18 protein-coding genes and 3 tRNA genes are annotated in these 18,242 nt (G+C 68.0%); 8 read left to right on the forward strand and 13 right to left on the reverse strand.

What is annotated here, in order from left to right; translation table 11 throughout:
• Positions 1 to 8: 8 nt before the first annotated feature.
• The 4 genes from F0U60_RS36585 to F0U60_RS36600 are packed head-to-tail and all read right to left on the reverse strand — an operon-like array spanning position 9 to position 4,083.
• A complete protein-coding gene (locus tag F0U60_RS36585) occupies positions 9 to 386 on the reverse strand; it encodes a response regulator (protein WP_203406373.1) in 378 nt (125 codons plus the stop codon).
• Positions 387 to 417: 31 nt separating this feature from the next.
• The gene (locus tag F0U60_RS36590) at positions 418 to 2,025 is read right to left on the reverse strand and encodes a methyl-accepting chemotaxis protein (RefSeq protein WP_395806688.1); all 1,608 of its coding nucleotides are present in this window, start codon (positions 2,023 to 2,025) and stop codon (positions 418 to 420) included.
• A gap of 43 nt (positions 2,026 to 2,068) precedes the next feature.
• Positions 2,069 to 3,523: a CheR family methyltransferase gene (locus tag F0U60_RS36595; protein ID WP_395806689.1), complete on the reverse strand. Its 1,455-nt coding sequence runs from the start codon at positions 3,521 to 3,523 to the stop codon at positions 2,069 to 2,071.
• Positions 3,520 to 4,083 carry a chemotaxis protein CheW gene (locus F0U60_RS36600; protein ID WP_395806690.1) on the reverse strand — a complete coding sequence of 188 codons (564 nt, stop codon included), beginning with the start codon at positions 4,081 to 4,083 and terminating at the stop codon, positions 3,520 to 3,522. The genes F0U60_RS36595 and F0U60_RS36600 overlap by 4 nt, the downstream gene beginning before the upstream one ends.
• Positions 4,084 to 4,325: 242 nt before the next feature.
• Here F0U60_RS36600 and F0U60_RS36605 point away from each other — a divergent pair, with 242 nt between their 5' ends.
• A complete protein-coding gene (locus F0U60_RS36605; RefSeq protein WP_395806691.1) occupies positions 4,326 to 6,296 on the forward strand; it encodes a TonB family protein in 1,971 nt (656 codons plus the stop codon).
• On the opposite strand, the gene F0U60_RS36610 is transcribed toward F0U60_RS36605, so the two are convergent.
• Genes F0U60_RS36610 through F0U60_RS36625 form a run of 4 tightly spaced genes read right to left on the reverse strand, consistent with a single transcriptional unit; the run spans position 6,262 to position 9,436 of the window.
• Entirely contained in the window at positions 6,262 to 6,960 is a 699-nt protein-coding gene (locus F0U60_RS36610) for an HAD family hydrolase (protein WP_395806692.1), read from the reverse strand. The two genes, F0U60_RS36605 and F0U60_RS36610, sit on opposite strands and share 35 nt — an antisense overlap.
• A gap of 12 nt (positions 6,961 to 6,972) precedes the next feature.
• Complete coding sequence (locus F0U60_RS36615) at positions 6,973 to 7,926, reverse strand: myxosortase-dependent metalloprotease, MXAN_2677/MXAN_2678 family (RefSeq protein WP_395806693.1); 954 nt, start codon at positions 7,924 to 7,926, stop codon at positions 6,973 to 6,975.
• Complete coding sequence (locus tag F0U60_RS36620) at positions 7,923 to 8,852, reverse strand: myxosortase-dependent metalloprotease, MXAN_2677/MXAN_2678 family (RefSeq protein WP_395806694.1); 930 nt, start codon at positions 8,850 to 8,852, stop codon at positions 7,923 to 7,925. Before F0U60_RS36620 ends, F0U60_RS36615 begins: the two co-directional genes overlap by 4 nt.
• Positions 8,849 to 9,436 (reverse strand): hypothetical protein, encoded by a 588-nt coding sequence (locus F0U60_RS36625; RefSeq protein ID WP_395806695.1) that lies wholly within the window; start codon positions 9,434 to 9,436, stop codon positions 8,849 to 8,851. The genes F0U60_RS36620 and F0U60_RS36625 overlap by 4 nt, the downstream gene beginning before the upstream one ends.
• Positions 9,437 to 9,548: 112 nt before the next feature.
• Between F0U60_RS36625 and gltX the strand changes: the two genes are divergently transcribed.
• The 5 genes from gltX to F0U60_RS36650 all read left to right on the forward strand — a co-directional run bounded on the left by gltX (position 9,549) and on the right by F0U60_RS36650 (position 11,847).
• Entirely contained in the window at positions 9,549 to 10,988 is a 1,440-nt protein-coding gene (gltX, locus tag F0U60_RS36630) for a glutamate--tRNA ligase (RefSeq protein WP_395806696.1), read from the forward strand.
• 68 nt (positions 10,989 to 11,056) lie between these two features.
• Positions 11,057 to 11,491 carry a hypothetical protein gene (locus F0U60_RS36635; RefSeq protein WP_395806697.1) on the forward strand — a complete coding sequence of 145 codons (435 nt, stop codon included), beginning with the start codon at positions 11,057 to 11,059 and terminating at the stop codon, positions 11,489 to 11,491.
• Between the two features lie 65 nt (positions 11,492 to 11,556).
• Positions 11,557 to 11,627 (forward strand) — tRNA-Gln (locus F0U60_RS36640).
• 26 nt (positions 11,628 to 11,653) lie between these two features.
• Positions 11,654 to 11,725, forward strand: a tRNA-Glu gene (locus tag F0U60_RS36645).
• A gap of 50 nt (positions 11,726 to 11,775) precedes the next feature.
• Positions 11,776 to 11,847: transfer RNA gene (locus F0U60_RS36650), tRNA-Glu, on the forward strand.
• 67 nt (positions 11,848 to 11,914) lie between these two features.
• Here the strand turns inward: F0U60_RS36650 and F0U60_RS36655 are convergent.
• Positions 11,915 to 12,883: a response regulator gene (locus tag F0U60_RS36655; RefSeq protein ID WP_395806698.1), complete on the reverse strand. Its 969-nt coding sequence runs from the start codon at positions 12,881 to 12,883 to the stop codon at positions 11,915 to 11,917.
• 66 nt (positions 12,884 to 12,949) lie between these two features.
• Between F0U60_RS36655 and F0U60_RS36660 the strand changes: the two genes are divergently transcribed.
• On the forward strand, positions 12,950 to 13,546 hold the full coding sequence (locus F0U60_RS36660; RefSeq protein ID WP_395806699.1) for a hypothetical protein: 597 nt from the start codon (positions 12,950 to 12,952) through the stop codon (positions 13,544 to 13,546).
• Here F0U60_RS36660 and F0U60_RS36665 read toward each other — a convergent pair.
• On the reverse strand, positions 13,518 to 14,675 hold the full coding sequence (locus F0U60_RS36665; RefSeq protein ID WP_395806700.1) for a sensor histidine kinase: 1,158 nt from the start codon (positions 14,673 to 14,675) through the stop codon (positions 13,518 to 13,520). The two genes, F0U60_RS36660 and F0U60_RS36665, sit on opposite strands and share 29 nt — an antisense overlap.
• Before the next feature lie 204 nt (positions 14,676 to 14,879).
• A complete protein-coding gene (locus F0U60_RS36670; RefSeq protein WP_395806701.1) occupies positions 14,880 to 15,131 on the reverse strand; it encodes a DUF2795 domain-containing protein in 252 nt (83 codons plus the stop codon).
• Positions 15,132 to 15,352: 221 nt separating this feature from the next.
• Here F0U60_RS36670 and F0U60_RS36675 point away from each other — a divergent pair, with 221 nt between their 5' ends.
• Positions 15,353 to 15,565 (forward strand): hypothetical protein, encoded by a 213-nt coding sequence (locus F0U60_RS36675; protein WP_395806702.1) that lies wholly within the window; start codon positions 15,353 to 15,355, stop codon positions 15,563 to 15,565.
• Positions 15,566 to 15,626: 61 nt separating this feature from the next.
• Here the strand turns inward: F0U60_RS36675 and F0U60_RS36680 are convergent, their stop codons facing one another.
• A complete protein-coding gene (locus F0U60_RS36680; protein ID WP_395806703.1) occupies positions 15,627 to 17,225 on the reverse strand; it encodes a pyruvate dehydrogenase complex dihydrolipoamide acetyltransferase in 1,599 nt (532 codons plus the stop codon).
• Positions 17,226 to 17,232: 7 nt separating this feature from the next.
• Complete coding sequence (locus tag F0U60_RS36685; protein WP_395806704.1) at positions 17,233 to 18,219, reverse strand: pyruvate dehydrogenase complex E1 component subunit beta; 987 nt, start codon at positions 18,217 to 18,219, stop codon at positions 17,233 to 17,235.
• Positions 18,220 to 18,242 lie beyond the last annotated feature (23 nt).

Here is an 18,242-nt window from a genome sequence, read left to right on the forward strand (position 1 = left end):
ACCCCTCGTTAGTGCTTGGTGGCGGGAAGCTTGAGGATGCTGCGCACCTTCTCGCGCAGATCATCCACCGCCACGGGCTTGTTGAGGAACGCGCTCGCACCCACCAGCCGACCGCGCTGCCGGCTCGCGTCGTCCTTGAGCGACGTCAGCATCACGAAGGGCGTGGCGAAGAGGATGGGATCGGCGCGCACCGCCGCGCACAGCGCGAACCCGTCCATCTCCGGCATCTGCACGTCCGAGATGATCAGATCCGGCTTGATCTCCCGGGCGCGCGCCAGGCCCTGCACTCCGTTGCTCGCCTCGAAGAACTCCAGCCCCCACCCCATCAGGTACACCTGGATGAGGTTGGTGATGGTCTTCGTGTCCTCGACGATCAGAACCTTCATACGGCCCATTCCTCCACGAACACGCCCCCGGTCATAGCTGGTACTTCCCGACGAGGTCGGAGAAGCGCTTGGAAAGATTGGAGAGGTTGCCTGCGACCTGCTCGATGCGCTTGGTCCCCTCCACGTTGTCCTGCATGGCGATGGTCAGCTCGTTCATCGCCGCGGCAATCTGCTCCACGCCGATGGTCTGCTGACGGGTGTTGCCGGCGATCTGCCGAGCCGCCGACGAGGAGTCCCGGATGACGTCGGACAGTCCCTTGATGGCGGCGCCCGCGCTCTGGGCCAGCGCCATGGCGGCCAGGGCTCGGCGGCTGCCCTCCTCGGTGGCCGACACGGCCGCTCGGGTTCCCTTCTGCACCTCGCCCAGCAGCGCGCGCACCTGGTTGGCGGCCATCTTTGACTGCTCGGCCAGCGTGCGCATCTCCATGGCCACCACCGCGAAGCCGCGGCCTTGATCGCCCGCCTTGGCCGCCTCGATGGAGGCGTTGAGCGCCAGCAGGTTGGACTGCTCGGCCACATCCTTCACCGTGGTGATGATGTCGCCGATCTGCAGCGTCTGCTCGTTGAGGTCCGTGATGGCCAAGGCGATGGCCTTCACCTGCTCGCTGAGCTTCTCCATGGCGGCCACGCTCTCGTCGACGACCTTCTGGCCCTCGGAGCCCAGGGCGTCCGAGCGGCTGGTGCCGCCGATAACAGTGTCCGCGAAGGAGGTGGCCTGCTTGGACGTCTGGGCGATCTCCGCCACCGTGGCGCCCGTCTCGTGGATGGCGGAGGCCTGCTCGTTGGCCATGGCGGACTGCTGCGAGGAGGTGGCCAGCACGTTGGTGGCCTCGCGCTCCATGTCCGCCGCTGCGCTGCGCAGGTCCTTGAGCAGGTTCGTCAGCATCTCCGCCATGGTGGAGAAGCTGCGCGCCAGGTCGCCCACCTCGTCGGTGCTGCTGGCGTCGATCTGTTGCCTCAGGTCTCCCGCGGCCATTCCGGCCGCCGCACGTGCCAGACGCTCCAGGGGGATGATGAGGATGCGGCACAGCGCGGCCACCACCACGAGGCAGCCGGCGAGTGCCAGCAGACCCAGGCCCAACCCGCGCAGGGCCATGCGGGACACGGCCCCGTTGAGGACATCCAGCTCCAGGCCCACCTGCACCGAGCCCACTTGCGCCTGGGACGGCATCCCATCGCTCCGGGGGCCCCGCGGCTCGAAGAGGACGGGAGCGGATGTCTCCAGCACCGGCCGGCCGCCCACGTAGAGCTCGCGACGGCTGGCCTGCGGAGACATTGCGGGCAGCAAGGCCGGGCTCACCAAGCGCGGCACCGTGGCATGGCCCAGGATGTCTCCCTGGCGGTCTCGCACCACCACGTACGCCACATCCGGGTTGTTGCGAAGGGTGGCGGCGGTGGCGAGCCGCAGCCCCTCCTCGTCCCGGGACCAGGTGGCGATGGCCAGGTGGTGGGCCAGCTCGTGGCTCGCCGCCGCGGCTCGCTTGGCAAACTCCTCCTTCAGCGAGTTACGCATCTGCAGCGAGAAAGCGGCCACGAGGATGCCCGTGACGAGCGCACCCGACACGCCGGTGATGGCCACCATCTTCGTCCGCAGGCTGAGCCGACGCATGTCCAGCCTTTGGATGGTGGGCGGGCTCATGCCATGGGCTTCCACAGGACCTCCCAACTCCGACGAGCGCTGTTCATCGCGCACCCGACTTTCCCATCTTCACTCCCGGCACGAGCGCACTCCGCAGACCGCCCACCGTCATCGTCTCCACACCGCGCAGCACGTGCTCGTCGTCCAAACCTTCCAGCGCCCGAAGTGCGTTGCGCCGAGCTCGCTCCGCCTCCTCAGGCTGGCCCAGCCGGCCATACAGCGCCACGAGCATGGCATGACCAATGGCCAATTGAGGCTCCAGATAGAGCGCCTTACGCACCGCGGCCACGGCTCCCTGCACGTCCCCCCGCCCTTCGGACACCATGGCGAGGAGCAGGTAGGCCTCAGGCGACAGCTCGCGCGCGGCCAGGCGAGCGAGCTCCTCAGCCAGGTCGAACTGCCCAGCTCGAGCCGCGGATCGCGCCTGTTCCACCATGTCGGGCACCGAGGGCCCAGTGGGCGAAGGGGTAGACGCAGGAAGGGGCGAGGCCTGGGCTGCCCGGACGGACGGCGTCTCCGGCGGGGCGATGGACTGTGGAGCCGGCGTGCTCGAGGGCGCCGAAGCGGACGTCGCTGGCAGCTCTCTGGCGGGAGACTGCACCCTGCGCAGCGGGCTCGGTGCCCGAGCGACGGCCCGAATGGGCCCGGCACGAGACGTCCGCACGGAGACGCGCTCAGGGACCCTCTCTCCGGGGAGTGGCTTCCGCAACACGGGGAGCCCCTCCACCTCCCGCTCCTCCAGCCCCATGCCCTTGGCGAAAGGCAGCTCCGCGGGCGCGAGGAAGAGCCACCCCCCCGGCGCGAGCGCCAGGACGAGCCGCTCCATCACCCCGGGGATGACCTCGGGCGGGAAGTAGATGAGGACGTTCCGGCAGAAGACAGCCTGCGCGCCGGACACAGGCGGCGGGTCCGTCACCAGGTTATGGCGCCGGAACTCCACCCGGGCGCGCACCTCAGGAGGAACGGTGACGGACTCCGGCTTGAGGGTGAGGAAACGCCGCTCCAGCTCCGGCTCCATGCGCCGCACGGACCAGGGGGAGTACGTGGTCAACCGTGCCTTCTCCAGGGCGCGACCCGACACGTCCGTGCCCACCACTCGGATGTAGTCGGGGGCGACGCCGGCTGCCAGCAGAGACATGGCGATGCTGTAGGGCTCTTCCCCACTCGCACAACCCGCACTCCACACCAGGAAGGGCCCGAAGCGGGTGGAGGCCAGGCGCCCCAGCTCGCGCAGCTGCTCCGGATGACGGAAGAAGTACGTCTCGCCGATGACGGCGTAGCCGATGAAGGACTCGACGGCGGCGGTGTCGCGTGCCAGCAACCGCTGGAGGAATTCGGGGGTGGGCACCCCCTGGGATTCAGCCGCGCGCGAGAGGGCGGTGCCCAGGGAGCGGCGCACGCTGGGCGCCAGCACCATGCCGCACGCGGCACGCAGGACGGATTCCAACCCGCCCAGCGTCGCCTCGTCGAGGCGCTCCACGCGCACCCGCTCCTTCACGCCCCCTCCGGAACGGACAGGATGGCCGAGGCCTTGATCAGAGGACGGATGCCCTCGGGGGTGCGGCACAAGCCCGCCATCAACCCCGTCCGGTCCCAGGGGTTGGAGTCGTCGCCCGAAATGGAGCCCTCCACCAGCACCGGGGACTCGACGAGATCTCTCACCCGATCTACCAGCACCGCCACGGTGCGTGCGCCCCCACAGATGACCAGGTGTGCGTCCAGGTCCGGCTCCCGCTGCACCCCCAGCATCGCGGACAAATCCACCACCACCGCGGGTGTACCCCGGTAGAGCATGGTGCCCCGCACATGGGGGAGCGCAGCCGGTAGCGGCTCAATGGCCACCAGCCGGACCACCTCCATCACCGCCTCCACGGGCAACAGGGCGGTGGAGCCGGCCACCTCCACCGTGAGGTAGAGACCGGGCAGTCGCTGATCCACGCCGAGCGTGGCCAGTTCCCGACGTAGCCGGACGATCTCCTCTTCCAGCAACGCCAGGCGTTTCTGTACTGACGCGCGCTTCGCCTGGGCTTCAGCCGTCATCGAAGGGGAATCGACCATCGCGAGCCCGCTAGAACACATGCGCGGGAGCATTGGACGGTAGTCCGACATTGCGGGACCCGTCAATGCGGGCGGCACATCCGGCTGCTCCCCCAGCACGCAGTGGAGTTGGGCGGACAGACGGCGGACAGGTGCCGGGCAGGCGCCGATCTCCCAAGTCGCGTGTTTCCGGGAGATGTGGTTTCATGGGACCCCGTGCGGATGGTTCCCACCCAGGCATTGACCGGGGGAGCAGAATAGACATGGTCACCGGCGACTCGCAGGGTCCGAGCGACAGCGGCTCGGATCCTCTCATCGGGCGGACGCTCAACGGCCGCTTCAGCATCCTCGAGCCGATCGGCGTCGGAGGTATGGGTCGGGTGTACCGAGCCCAGCAGACCCCCCTGGATCGGGTGGTTGCCCTCAAGGTGCTCAACCCCAACTTCCCCACCAGCAAGGACCCGGGCTTCCAGAAGCGCTTCCTGCGCGAGGCCTCGCTCTCCTCCAAGCTCCGCCACCCCAACACCGTCACGGTGATTGACTACGGGCAGACGGACGACGGCATCTACTACATCGCCATGGAGTACCTGGAGGGGCGCACCCTCGGCCAGGTCGTGGCGGAGTCGGGGCCGCTACCCTGGGCGCGCGCGCTCAACATCGCCCAGCAGATCTGCCGCTCGCTGCGAGAGGCCCACAACCAGGGCATCGTCCACAGAGATCTCAAGCCGGCCAACATCATGCTGCTCAACGAGGCCGATCAGGACCTCGTGAAGGTGCTGGATTTCGGACTGGTGAAGTCCATCTCCGCCTCGGAGGGCACTCCCAACCCGGAGATCACCCAGAGCGGCACCTTCCTGGGCTCGCCGGCGTACATGGCCCCGGAGCAGGCGCGCAACGAGGCGGACGTGCGCAGCGACGTGTATTCGCTGGGCGTGGTGCTCTACCAGATGCTGGTGGGGCGGCCGCCGTTCGTGTCGAAGGACCACATCGAGCTCATCTTCGCCCACCACAAGGAGCTGCCGCCCGCGTTCAGCTCGGTGCGGCCGGACATCTCCATTCCTCCGGAGATCGAGTCGCTGGTGCGCAAGAGCCTGGAGAAGGATCCAGCGCGCCGCTACCAGACGATGGACGAGCTGCTGGACGCGATGCGCGAAGCCAGCATGGCGGCGGGCGGCCACAGCGGCATCTTCAAGCGTCCGGGTGGGCAGAACACCACGGGGCCGCACAAGACGCCGCTCTTCGCCGGCATCACCGGAGACGCCCAGGGGGAGAACAACACGCTCGCGGTGGACATCAGCGTGGTGGTGCCCCCCGACATGAAGAGCGCGCGCCGGCGCACGCTGCTGCTCGGCGGTCTGGTGGGCAGCACCATCGCCGTAGCCATCACCGGCGGCATCCTGCTGTCCTCGGGAGTCTTCTCCTCCTCGGCGCCCAAGACGGAGACGGTGGCCCCGGCTGCCCAGGTGGCGCCCGCGGAGAAGCCCGCGGCGGACCAGGTGGTGCGCTTCCGACTGATGAGCCAGCCCACGGGCGCGCGCGTCATCTACAAGGGAGAGGAGCGCGGCACGACGCCGCTGCTGCTGGAGATCCCCAAGGAGAAGGGCCAGGACACCGTCACGGCCGAGTTCACCTTCGCGCTCGACGGCTACCAGCAGGAGACGGTCATCACGGGCGGCTCGGGCGAGGTGGTGTTCGCCCAGAAGCTGCAGCGTGCGCGCGGAGGCTCCTTCAGCCGGAGCTCCGCGAGCCGGACGGAGCATGCCTCGGGCTCCGCGGGCGGTTCCGCCACGGTCGCGGCCATGGGCTCCATCTCGGCGCCGGTGATGCTGGAGTCCGAGAAACCGGCAGCCCCCGCGCCGGCGGCGCAGGCCGTGCCCGCGGGCAGTCTGTCGGTGCCGGTGTTGGCGCTCTCCAAGAACGTGGAGCCCACCGGAGAGGGCCCCATACCCTTCCAGGACGGCATGTCGCGGCCGGTGGAGGTCAAGGGCAAGGACATCGTCTACACGCGCGAGGCGCTCGCGGCCCGCGTGGAGGGGACGATGATCGTGAAGTGCGTCATCACCAAGAAGGGCGGCGTGGAGAACTGCCGCGTCATCAAGGGACTGCCGCACATGAACGAGGCGGTGGTGCAGGCGCTGCAGGCGCGCACCTACAAGCCCATCACCCTGCAGGGTAAGCCGGTGACGGTGGACTACACCTTCAGCATCCGGCTGGTGGCGCCGCGTCGTCGATGAGGACGCCCGGCACGCCCCAATCCACCACGGACCAACCTCGCCGGAGGGCCTCGCGCCGCAGCCGGCGATCCGGGTGGACGGCCACGGGGCGGCCCACCACCTCCATCACCGGCAGGTCCGAGTACGAGTCCGTGTAGAAGGCGCACTCGGACAGCGGGACACCGGCCTGCGCGGCGTAGGAGCGCGCGTAGAAGAGCTTGCCCTCACCGAAGCACACCTCACCCAGGGGCCGGCCGGTGTGCAGCCCCGAGGCATCCACCTCGAAGCGGTTGCAGAGCACCGCGTCCAGGCCCAGGTCACGGGCGACCAGCTCGGACATGTAGCCCGAGGAGGAGGTGAGCAGGACGAGCTTGTCTCCCGCCAAGCGGTGCTCCTCCACAGCGCGCAGAGCACCGGGGCGGAACTGCGAGCGGACCACCTCCTCGTAGAACTGGACGGTGCGCTCCCGCACGTGCTGTTCGCCCGTGCCCTCGAGGTGGGTAATGGCGCGCCGCAGCGCGTCCTGCATCGCGACGAAGCCCAGGTGGTAGCGGGCGAGCCACATGCTGGCACGCAGGGCCTGCATCCGGGTGATGTGACCCCTGGCCAGCTCGCGGCGGACCCAGAGAGAGCCCGAGTTCACCGCGAGCAACGTCTTGTCCAAATCGAAGAAGGCGATGGCCATGCGCCTTCTCTTCTAATCACGAAAAGCCCGAGGAGCCGCTCCACGCTTGCCTGCCCGCTGGCGCCGCCGGCCGAGCGCCAACAATCCCCACAGCGCCGCTGAGGGGAAGAGGAACCCGGGAGCGGCGCCGCATCCCAGGCCTGGTCCGGTTGACACGGCCTGGAAGTGGCGGCCGAGGTCAGGACGCTCGCCGCACTGGGTAGGGGGAAGGCCTCGGGGGTAGGCGTCGCAGAACCCCGCGGCGCTGCCCGCGTCGATGATGCGCTTGTGCGTCTCTCCCGTCTGCGCGGTGGGCTCCATGGTGGAGCCGGGCACTTCGGGCACGTGATCCAGCCCCAGCACGTGTCCAAACTCGTGGGTCGCCGTGTTCTGGATGTCCGTGAAGACGCAGTGGGAGGTCTGCTCGCCCTCACACGGCGGCGAGTCGACGGTGGTGAAGGTGATGCCCTTCCCCTCTCGGCTCGCGTTGAACTCGATGTCCGCGTCGAGGATGTAGCCGGTGCGGAAGCTGAAGGTGGTGGTGGTCAATCCGATGGTGCCGACACCATGCTCCCAGCAGGCGTACTTGTTGCCACAGGTGTCATCCTCGATGCACGGATCATCCGGCTCGACGACGTCGTTGCAGTCCACCTCGCGGAACGTGAAGACGTTGTAATTGTCCTCGCTGTCCTTCACGTACCCCACCTGGGGATTCTGGATGTCCGGGCCGCGGGTGAAGGTGAAGTCGCTGCAGGAGTGGGACACCGCGCGCCAGGATGCCACCGCGGCCTCAATGGCAGAGATCTCAGAGTCTCCAGGCGTGCGGCTGTAGCCGGCCGAGTCCAGCCGGTACACGTAATCACGGATGGGCCAGACGACGCAGAAGGGCCGCCCGGGCACCAGGGTGCGGTGGTACGTCTGAGCCTCCGCCTCGGGAGCGACAAGGGCGAGCACCGAAAGGGTGAACCACGGAAGAGCGCGCCTCACGAGCGGGCGCCTCCCCGACGACGGCGCCAGGCAAGCAAGGCCCAGCCAACCATCGCGGGCAACCACGCCTCCGCGCCGGAGCTGGAGCAACCCACGGCCTGCTTCCCGAGCACCGTCGTGTTCCCACTCGAGCCCAAGCTCGGAGTGACGCAGCTCTGGCTGGCCTGGCCCTTCGGGTACGCCTCGCACACGAACTGATGCGAGCCCTCATCGATGTTGCGCTTGGACGTCTCGCCCGGAGGAGCCCTCGGGAACATGACGGAGCCGGGGTCCTGGGGGACGTGATCCAAGCCGATCAGGTGGCCGATCTCGTGCGTCATGGTGTTCTGCAGGTCCGTGGACACGCAGGAGTTGTCCCTGCCGTTGGCGGGCGGGATGCACGGCGGAGTGTTCACGGTGGTGAAGACGAAGCCGCTCGCGTTCAGCTGGATGTCCGAGTCGTAGATGATGCCGGACTTCTCGTCGTAGGTGGTGAGCGTCAGGGCGATGGTGCGCGCGTCGCTGTCCCAGCAGTCGTGGTCGTTACCGCAGGTGTCCTCGACCCAGCACGCGTCGCTGGAGGCCACCACCTCCTCGCAGCGCTTGGAGCGAAAGAGGACGAGGTTGCGGTTGTTATCGCCTCGCAGCTCGTAGCCCACCTTGCGGTCGTCCACGAGGGGCCCCTCCGAGAAGCGGAGGTTGCCGCAGGACTCGAAGAGCTGCTGCCAGCTCTGGAAGGAGCGACGGATGGCCTCGAACTCGCTCTGCTTCTGCGCTTCCAGGGCGGTGTTGGGGTTGCCCACGCTGCTGTTCTGCCAGGCGATGGTGGGCACCGTCCAGAAGAGGCACTGGGAGCTCGTGTTACCCGCCTCCACGCGGCTGCGAACGTAGGGCGTCGGCTCCACCTGCCCGAGCGCGAGCGAAATCAGCAACGAGGTGACGATCACTGCCGCTTCTCCTGGGCGCGAACGGGAGGCTGCTGCTGGAGCGCGGTCCGGATGGACGCCTTGAGCTCCGACAACGTCATGGTGCGAAGGGAGGAGCGGGTGGGCTGCCGCGTGTCCGGATCCAACAGGAGCGTGTCACCGGTGGGCTCCGGCACGGCCATGGCGCTCGTCCCGCCCTCCGTGCGCTGAACCTTGTACTTGCCCTGAGCCATGCCGGAGACACGGAAGGCCTGGGGCCCGCGGCGCTCCAGGAAGAGCACCACCTCCTCGCCGGGGGAGAAGGTCGCGAGGCCGCTCACCATCTGACCGATATCACCCACCCGCCCACCGGGCTGGGTGACGAGCACCGTGCTGCTCGCCTGCCCTTTGAGGGCCTCGGTGACCTGAATTTCCACATCCGTGATGATGCGGCGTCCATCCCCGCTCCACCGGCTTTCCACACGGCGCACCGTGCCGTGGACAATGGAATCGGCCGTCTGGGCGAGCTCCGGCAGATCAGCCCGCAGCATCGACGTGGCGCTCGCGGGCATGCAGAGCAGGAGAACAGCCGGAAGGAGCGCACGCAGCGCATTGGGAAGTTTCATGCAAGAGCCCTCAGTGCGCGGCAGTTTAATGCATTCGCCGGGCCGCGGGCAGTGGACTCGCGACCGCTCGTTGACCACCCAAGCTCGCTCCTGCTATCCGCGCCTCTTCCCTATGGCACCTGCACCTCGCGTCCGTTTCGCGCCGTCTCCGACTGGCTACCTCCACATCGGCGGGGCTCGTACCGCCCTCTTCAACTACCTCTACGCGAAGCGCCACGGCGGCGTCTTCATCCTGCGCATCGAGGACACGGACCAGGAGCGCTCGACCCCCGAGTCCGTGAAGGCCATCCTCGACGGCCTCACCTGGCTGGGCATTGACTGGGATGAGGGCCCGGGCAAGGAGGGCTCCGCGGCGCCCTACTTCCAGACGCAGCGGTTGGACCTCTACAAGAAGTACGTGGACCAGCTCATCGCCGAGGGCAAGGCGTACCGCTGCTACTGCACCCGCGAGGAGATCGACGCGCGCCGCGCCGCCGTCGAGAAGGCCACCGGCAAGCCGGGCACCTACAAGTACGAGGGCACCTGCCGCGATCGCAAGGACATCCCCGAGGGCCGCACCGCCGTGGTGCGCTTCCGGATGCCGGACGGCGAGGGCGAGGTGACGTTCAACGACAAGGTGCTCGGCCCCATCACCAAGGCGTACTCGGACCTGGATGACTGGGTGATGATGCGCGCCGACGGCATCCCCCTCTACAACTACGGCTGCGTCATCGACGACCACACCATGGACATCAACCTGGTGGGTCGCGGGCAGGAGCACGTCAACTCCACCTTCCCGCAGCTGATGCTCTACAAGGCCTTCGGGTGGCAGCCGCCCGAGTTCGCCCACTTCCCGCTCATCCTCGGGCCGGACCGCGAGAAGCTGTCCAAGCGTAAGCACCCCGAGGCGGACGTGATGCTGCACAAGCGCAACGGCGTGCTGCCCGAGGCGCTGCTCAACTACGTCATCCGCCTGGGCTGGAGCCACGGCAACGACGAGGTCATCTCGCGCGAGCAGATGGTGGAATGGTTCGACTTCGACCACGTGGGCAGCACCTCCGGCGTGTGGAGCCCGGACAAGCTGATGTGGCTCAACCAGCAGTGGCTCAAGCTGCTGCCTCCCACGGTGGTGGCCGAGCGGCTGGTGGAGTTCCTCGCGGCGAAGGGCGTGCAACTGAAGGCAGGAGACCCGCGGCTGGAGCGCGTGGTGATGGCCTTCCGCGAGCGCGCCAAGACGCTGCAGGAGATGGTCGACATGGCCCTCAAGTACTTCCAGCACGGCGTGACGCTGGACGAGAAGGCCGCCGCCAAGCACCTCACCGCCGAGTCCAAGCCCCTGCTCACCCAGGTCCGCGAGCAGGTGGCCGCGCTGCCTCAGTGGAGCGCCGCCGCGCTGGATGAGGTGGTGAAGAAGGTGAGCGAGCAAGCGTCGGTGGGCATGGGCAAGGTGGCCCAGCCGGTGCGCGTGGCCGTGACGGGTGGCACGGTGAGCCCGGGCATTGGCGAGACGCTCGAGCTGCTGGGGCGCGAGGAGACACTCCACCGTCTGGACGCGGCCCTCAACCGGCCGTAGCGGACATTCAACGGAGCCCACAGGTTGGGGTGGACACCTTCGCCTGTGGGCCCTATTGTTCCACCCCGATGACACGAGCGCTTGACAGCTTGAAGGGCCTTTCCTATAAGGCGCGCCCGTTCGGGGCGGCGGTCGCGGCGCTCTGGATGTCGGTGGCGGCGGCGGAAGTGGTGAGCGGGGCGCAGATCCCCGATGGCGCGCAGAAGGTGGGCGAGAACAGGTATCGGGCGCCAGGGGACTTTGAGAAGACTTTGGAGTACTACAAGGCCGTCTACCCGTCAGGCACCTTCACTCGAAGGTCCGTGGTTAATCAGCCGGGCGTGAAGGCGGTCCACATCGTCAACCCATCGGGGAAGAACTTCGAGGGGTTGAACATTTATGAGGCGAACGACGAAGTTCGTATCTACGTCGTTCCGCTGCAGTCAGTACCCGCGCCGGCGAAGTCGACTCCGGCGAAGCCGACGAAGAAGTCGGATCCGAAGGGCGGGAAGAAGTCGAGGTAGCCCGGCGGTTCGGAAAAAAGGCAGTTGAAGTGCTGAAGCGGTTGCGGTAGTCACAGAGCAGTTCTTGGGGAATCGTCTAACGGCAGGACAGCAGACTCTGACTCTGCTTATCTAGGTTCGAATCCTAGTTCCCCAGCTCGCTGTACCCGGTTGTAGCAAGCCGGCCCTGTCGTCTAGCGGTTAGGACGGTGCCCTCTCACGGCACAAACTCGGGTTCGAATCCCGGCAGGGTCACTCGTAGCAAAGGCACCCACCTTCTTGGGAAGGTGGGTGTTCTGTTTCAAGGCCCTGTCGTCTAGCGGTTAGGACGGTGCCCTCTCACGGCACAAACTCGGGTTCGAATCCCGGCAGGGTCACTGAGGCGCCCGCTTCTCTCTGAGGAGCGGGCGCTTCGCTTTTGCGGGCTGAAGCGCCCTGCCCCCCCTACCCCTGCTTGAGGCTCTCGCGGAAGACGGCCAGGGCCGCGGCGAGGCCCGCCTGGGCGCGCTGCAGGCTGCGACGCATCAGGAGCATGCGCACCCGCTCCGGCAGCGACTGCGGCGACGAGGTACCGAAGCCCACCAGCTCCAGGCGCAGGGTGATGGCGTCCAGGAGGTCCGCCAGGTCCGCGTGCGGGCCCGCGAGCAGCACCACATCCGGCGAGGCGGACTGAAGTCGCTCGGCGATCTCCCACCAGTGCGGCGCCCCCGTCTCCAACACCACCACGGCCGCGCCCAACAGCGCTGGCGAGTCAGGGGGCAGCGCCACGGCCTCCAGCCCCTCTTCCAACAGGGTCCTCAGCGCCTCGGGGCTCCCCACCACCGCCACTTGCCCGCCAGGAGCCACCTTGCTGGCCTGCTCATATGCGCGCAGCTGCGCCTCCAATTGTGCGCGCGCCTCGTCCGAGGCCTGTCCACCCGCATACAGCAGCTCGGCCGCCTCGCGGGCCACACGCCTCGCCAGCTCGCGTCCCCGCACCCGCTCCGACCGGCGCTCCAGCGCGGCGCGCACCTTGGCCCGCACCAGCCGCAAGTCCTCGAAGGGCTTGAGGATGTAGTCGCTTGCTCCCGCCGCGAAGGCCGCGATGACTGACTCCGAGCTGGAGTAGCCGGTGATCATCACCGCCTCCAGCGCCGGTTGCAGCGCCCGGGCTTCAGCGATCAACTCCACGCCACCCAGGCCTGGGAGGTTCTTGTCGGTGATGAGCACATCGAAGCGCTGGGAGCGCAGCAGCACCAGGGCCTCCTCGGCATCCTCGGCCAGGCTCACCACCAAATCGGGCTCACGCGCCAGCAGCCGGGCGCACACGTCGCGCACCACGGGCTCGTCGTCCACCACCAGGACGGTCGAGGCGAGGGTTCCCCCACCCTCCTCACCCCCGCCGCCCTCATCCGTCTCGAAGGGGAGATCCATGCTTTCCAGAATCGCACAGCTCGCGTCGGACTTCGAGCAACGCCACGTGAGCCCTATGCTGTAAACGTGGCGAGCTTTACGGAAGCACTGGAGGAGAATCCCGCCCCGCGTCGGTTGGGAGACGTACGGCTGAGGTACGAGCCCGGCCGTCTGCTGGGTGAGTCTCGTGCTCCGTCATTCTGGCAGCGGCAGCTCCCGAGCCTCTGCGTGGTGCTGGCGGCCCTGTGCACGCTGGGCGCGGTGGTGGGGGTGTTGGTAGGCGGAGGCAGTGAACGGACACCCCTCTCGCCCATTGCCCTGGGCGCGCTGGCAACGGCTCTCATGGGCTTCGCGCTGCGCTTGGAGGCACAGCTCGGCCGGCGCCGTTTCGTGCTCCACTTCCCCACCGAACGTCTACGGCTCGAGCGACTGCGGTGGGCGCCAGGGGCCACCCGCGTCCAGTGGGTGCCCTTCGACGAGGTCTCCGCGGTGGAGGTGGTGGAGCGCGCACCCGGACGTTACGCGCTGGTGGTGGTGTGGCGCCCGGGTGGCGCGGAGGGAGAGCACTGGCGCGAAGTGCTGGTGGAGCACATCCGCGCCAGCGAGCAGGAGGCGCTCTTCCGCGTGTGGCGCCTGCTGCACAACGCCTTCGGGCTCAGGGGAGCTGGAGTCGCCGGAGGGTGAGCTCCACCTCGGTGCCCTCCCCCGCCTTGGACGACAGCCGCACTCCGCCGCCGGCCTGCGTCACCAGCTCCTTGCAGATGGACAGGCCCAGGCCCGTGCCAATGCCCACCGGCTTGGTGGTGAAGAGCGGCTGGAAGATCTTCTCCTGAATCTCCTGAGGGATGCCGCAGCCGTTGTCCGCCACGGTGAGCAGCACCTCCTGATCCCGCGACGTCCACCGCACCTCGATGCGTCCCGGCCGGCCCGTACCTTCCATGGCCTGCGCGGCGTTGACGATGAGGTTGAGCAGCACCTGGGTCAGCTTCACCGGGCCGAACGTCACCTTCACCGGCTCGCCCATGGTGGTGATGCGGGCCCGGTCGCGCACCTCGGCGCGCGCCAGCTTCACCGCGAAGGACACCACCTCGGCCACATCCGCCGAGACCTCCATGTCCTCGCCGCGCGCCTGCGCCCTCAGGCCCAACGCCACCCCGCGCAGGTGGTCCGCGCCCGTGGCCAGGTCCGACAGCAGCGACGGCAGATCCTCCAGGACACTCGCCACCTCGGGCGAGGGATCTGTCGCCAGGTGCTTGGACGCGTACTGCACCACGCACTCCAGATCGCGCCGCAGCGAGGCCACGTTCTGCGACAGGTAACCCACCGGGCCCATCAGCTCGTGCGCGATACCGGCAGTCACCTGGCCCAGCGTGGCCAGACGCTCGGCCTTCATCATCCGCCCTTCCACCTCGCGGATGCGCAGCTCGAGTCGGGCGATCTTCAGGCCGTCCTCGAGCGCGGCCAGCACCTCGGCACGGTCCCACGGCTTGACGAAGTAGCGGCTCACCTGACCGCGGTTCACTGCGTCGATCACCGCCTGCATGTCCGAGTAGGCGGTGACGAGCATGCGCTTGGCGTCCGGAGCCAGTGTGCGCGCGCGCTCCAGCAGCTCCACGCCCGTCATCCCGGGCATGCGCTGGTCTGAAAGAATCACGCCGATTTCACTGCGCTTCTGCTCCAGCAGCGTCAGCGCCTCGGCCGGTGTCGAGCAGCGAAAGATGCGGAACTTCGAGCCGAAGTTCGCCTCGAACACCCTCAGGTTGAGCGCGTCGTCGTCGACATAGAGGACGGCGGGGAGGTCAGACGGGTTCATGTAATTCCTCTCCGGGCCAGGCCTACCCACCACACTCCCGCCCTGCCAACCCACTGCGCCCACACCCAAGAGATACCACGTCACGAGCAAAACCCGATGGGCCGTGTTTCAGGCCATGAGAAGCCCTGGACGCACCGGAAACCCCGGCACGCCTGCCGTCAACCGCCCCCTTCGCCAGGAGGCAGAGCGACCTGGCAGGGGCGCTCAGCGCTGCGGCATGGGAGCAGGCGAGGGCTCGGTCGGCTCCTCGGATTCCTGGACTTGGGACTCGAGCGCATGCTGCACCGCGTCCAAAGACTCGAACTCTCGCGGAGGCAGGCTGCCCAACAGGGAAAGGACGACGGAGGGAGCCTCGTTCTCCCGGGCCAGCAGAACGAGCTGCTCCGTGGAGAGAGGAAACACAGCCCCGAGCAGGGCCTTGTGGAGGGGTTGTGCCAGCGGTGCAGGTCCACCCATGCGCGTTTCCAACTCCTTGATTCCCTCTTCGAGCCGACTCCGTCTCGTGTCGTCGTCGTTCATCGGCTCAAGGTTAAGCAGCTCACGAAGGACTTGCGCATCCTTTTCGACTCCTCGCCCAGCAAGCAAGGGAGCAGCCCCCTTGGACGAGGCCCCCATTGGCCTTCTCCCACCTGGACCCCACCCTATCCAGGTACTCCCACACGTCGAGGAGGGACGACATGGCGGACAAAAAGGACCCGAACTACGCGGAGCGCATCGAGCACGTTCAAGCCACGCACCCGGATCCATGGCCCGGCATCAAGGGCCGCTCCGAGGAGCGCGAGACGGACCTGCCCACGGGCACGAAGCGCGAGGATCAGGCCAGCGTCACCGAGGCCCAGCGCAAGCTGGAGCACGAGATGCACGACGAGAAGGAGCCGACCCGCGAGTAGCGGGCCGAGGACATCCAGGGCGGGCCGCCCATGGGAAGGCGGCCCGCCAACACGGCGCTGACTAGAACAGCAGCCGCATCGGGTGCTCGAGCAGCGCCTTGAGTTCCCGCAGGTACTCGGCGCCGATGGCCCCGTCGATGACGCGGTGATCGCCCGAGAGCGTCACCGTCATCAGCTTGCGCACCACCATCTGCCCGTCGCGGACCACGACCTTGTCCGACACCGAGCCCACCGCGAGGATGGCCGCCTGGGGCGGGTTGATGACGGCGATGAACGAGTCGATGCCGTACATGCCCAGGTTGGACACCGTCAGCGAGCCACCCGTGTACTCGTGCGGCTTGAGGCCTCGCTTGCGAGCCCGCTCGGCCAGGTCACGCGCCTCGGCGGAGATGGCCGACAGCCCCTTCTTGTCCGCGTCGCGGATGATGGGGGTGATGAGGCCGTCCTCGATGGCCACCGCGATGCCAACATCCACCGTCTCGAAGTGCAGGATGGTGTCACCCTGCAGCGCCACGTTGATCTTCGGGTAGCGGCGCAGCGCCATGGCCGACGCCTTCACGATGATGTCGTTGACGGAGACCTTGGACTCGAGCGCCTTGGCCTCCTCGCGGATCTTCAGCGCGGCGTCCATCTCCACGTCCACCGAGAGGTAGAAGTGCGGCACGCCGGGCTTCACCTCGGCCATGCGCTGGCTGATGACCTTGCGCATGGTGGTGACGGGCACCGCCCTGGGCTCGGGACGCTCGCCCGGAGCCACCGCCGGAGCAGCAGGACCCTTGCGCGCAGCGGCCGGAGCGGGCGCCTGGGAGAGCGCCTTCTCGATGTCGCTCTTCACGATGCGACCGAGCGGACCAGAGCCTTGGACCTGGGAGAGATCCAGGCCGCGCTCGCGAGCCATCCGCTTCGCCAGCGGGCTGGCGCGCAGACGACCTCCCGGAGTGGAGACGGGAGCAGCCGCCTTCAGCGCAGGAGCCGCAGCAGGCGTGGCGGCCTTGGGCGCAGGAGCCGCGGCGGGCGCCGGAGCCTGAGCAGGAGCGGCGGCGGCCTTGGCCCCACCCTTCCCCGCCAGGAACGCGATAGGCGCGCCCACCTTGGCCATCTGGCCTTCCTGGACCACGATGCGCGCCAGCACACCGTCGTCGTAGGCCTCGACCTCGAGGTTGGACTTGTCCGTCTCCACCTCGGCAATGGCCTGGCCGGAGGAGACCTTGTCCCCCTCCTTCTTCAGCCACTTGACGAGCTTGCCCTCCGTCATCGTCGGGGAGAGCGCGGGCATCACCACGGGGATGCCCTCACCTCCGCCAGCGGGAGCGGCGGGCTGCGCGGCGGGAGCCGGCGCCGGAGCGGCAGCCTTCGGGGCCTCGGCCTTCGGAGCGGCAGGCGCGGCGGCCTTGGCTCCTCCACCGGCGTCCACCTTCTCGCCCTTCTCGCCGATGATGGCGATGGGCGCGCCGACGGTGGCCATGTCCCCCTCGGACACAACGATCTTCAGCAGGTAGCCGTCGTCATAGGCTTCGATCTCGAGGTTGGACTTGTCCGTCTCACACTCGGCGATCGCCTCGCCGGAGGAGACCTTGTCCCCCTCCTTCTTGAGCCACTTGACGATCTTGCCCTCCTTCATCGTGGGAGAGAGGGCCGGCATCTGGATGGGCGTGGCCATACGGTTCTCAGGCTCCCTCGCGGTAGAGGACCTTCTTCACGGCAGCGATGATCTTCGGAGCGTCCGGCTGGATCGCGTTCTCCAGATTCGCCGCGTAGGACATGTTCACGTCGAGGCCGGTCACGCGCAGCACCGGGGCGTCCAGATCGTCGAAGGCCTTGGACTGGATGATGTCCACCACCGACGCGCCGACACCGGCCAGCGGCCAGCCCTCCTCCACGATGATCACGCGGTTCGTCTTGCGCACCGTGGCGAGGATGGCCTCCTCGTCCAGCGGACGCAGCGTGCGCAGGTCGAGGATCTCCGCGGAGATGCCCTCGGCCTCCAGCTGCTTCGCGGCCTCCTCGCAGAAGTAGTACATGCGCGACCAGGTGATGATGCTGACGTCCTTGCCCTCGCGCTTCACGTCCGCCTTGCCGATGGGGACGATGTGCTCGCCCTCGGGCACCTCGCCCTTGAGAGCGTAGAGGCGCTCGCCCTCAAACATCATGACGGGGTTGTCATCGCGGATGGCCGCCTTGAGCAGCCCCTTGGCGTCCGCCGGCGTGGCCGGAGCAATCACCTTCAGGCCCGGGAAGTGCGCGTAGTTGGCCTCGAGCGCCTGGCTGTGCTGGCTGGAGAGCCGACCGCCCGCGCCGCCCGGACCGCGGAACACGATGGGGCAGCGCAGCTGGCCACCCGACATGTGCCGCAGCTTCGCCGCGTTGTTGACGATCTGGTCCATCGCCAGGATGGCGAAGTTCCACGTCATCATCTCCACCACCGGACGCAGGCCCACCATCGCGGCGCCCACACCCAGGCCGGCAAAGCCCAGCTCGGAGATGGGCGCGTCGATGATGCGCGCGCTTCCGAACTTGTCCAGCAGCCCCTGCGACACCTTGAAGGCGCCCTGGTAGCGACCCACTTCCTCACCAATGAGGAACACGTTGGCGTCGCGCTCCATCTCCTCGGCGAGCGCCTGATTCAGCGCCTCGCGATACATCAACTCGGCCATCGTTGGCTCCGAATGCGAAATCC

The organism is Archangium minus (assembly GCF_044360475.1).
Classification (GTDB): domain Bacteria; phylum Myxococcota; class Myxococcia; order Myxococcales; family Myxococcaceae; genus Archangium; species Archangium minus.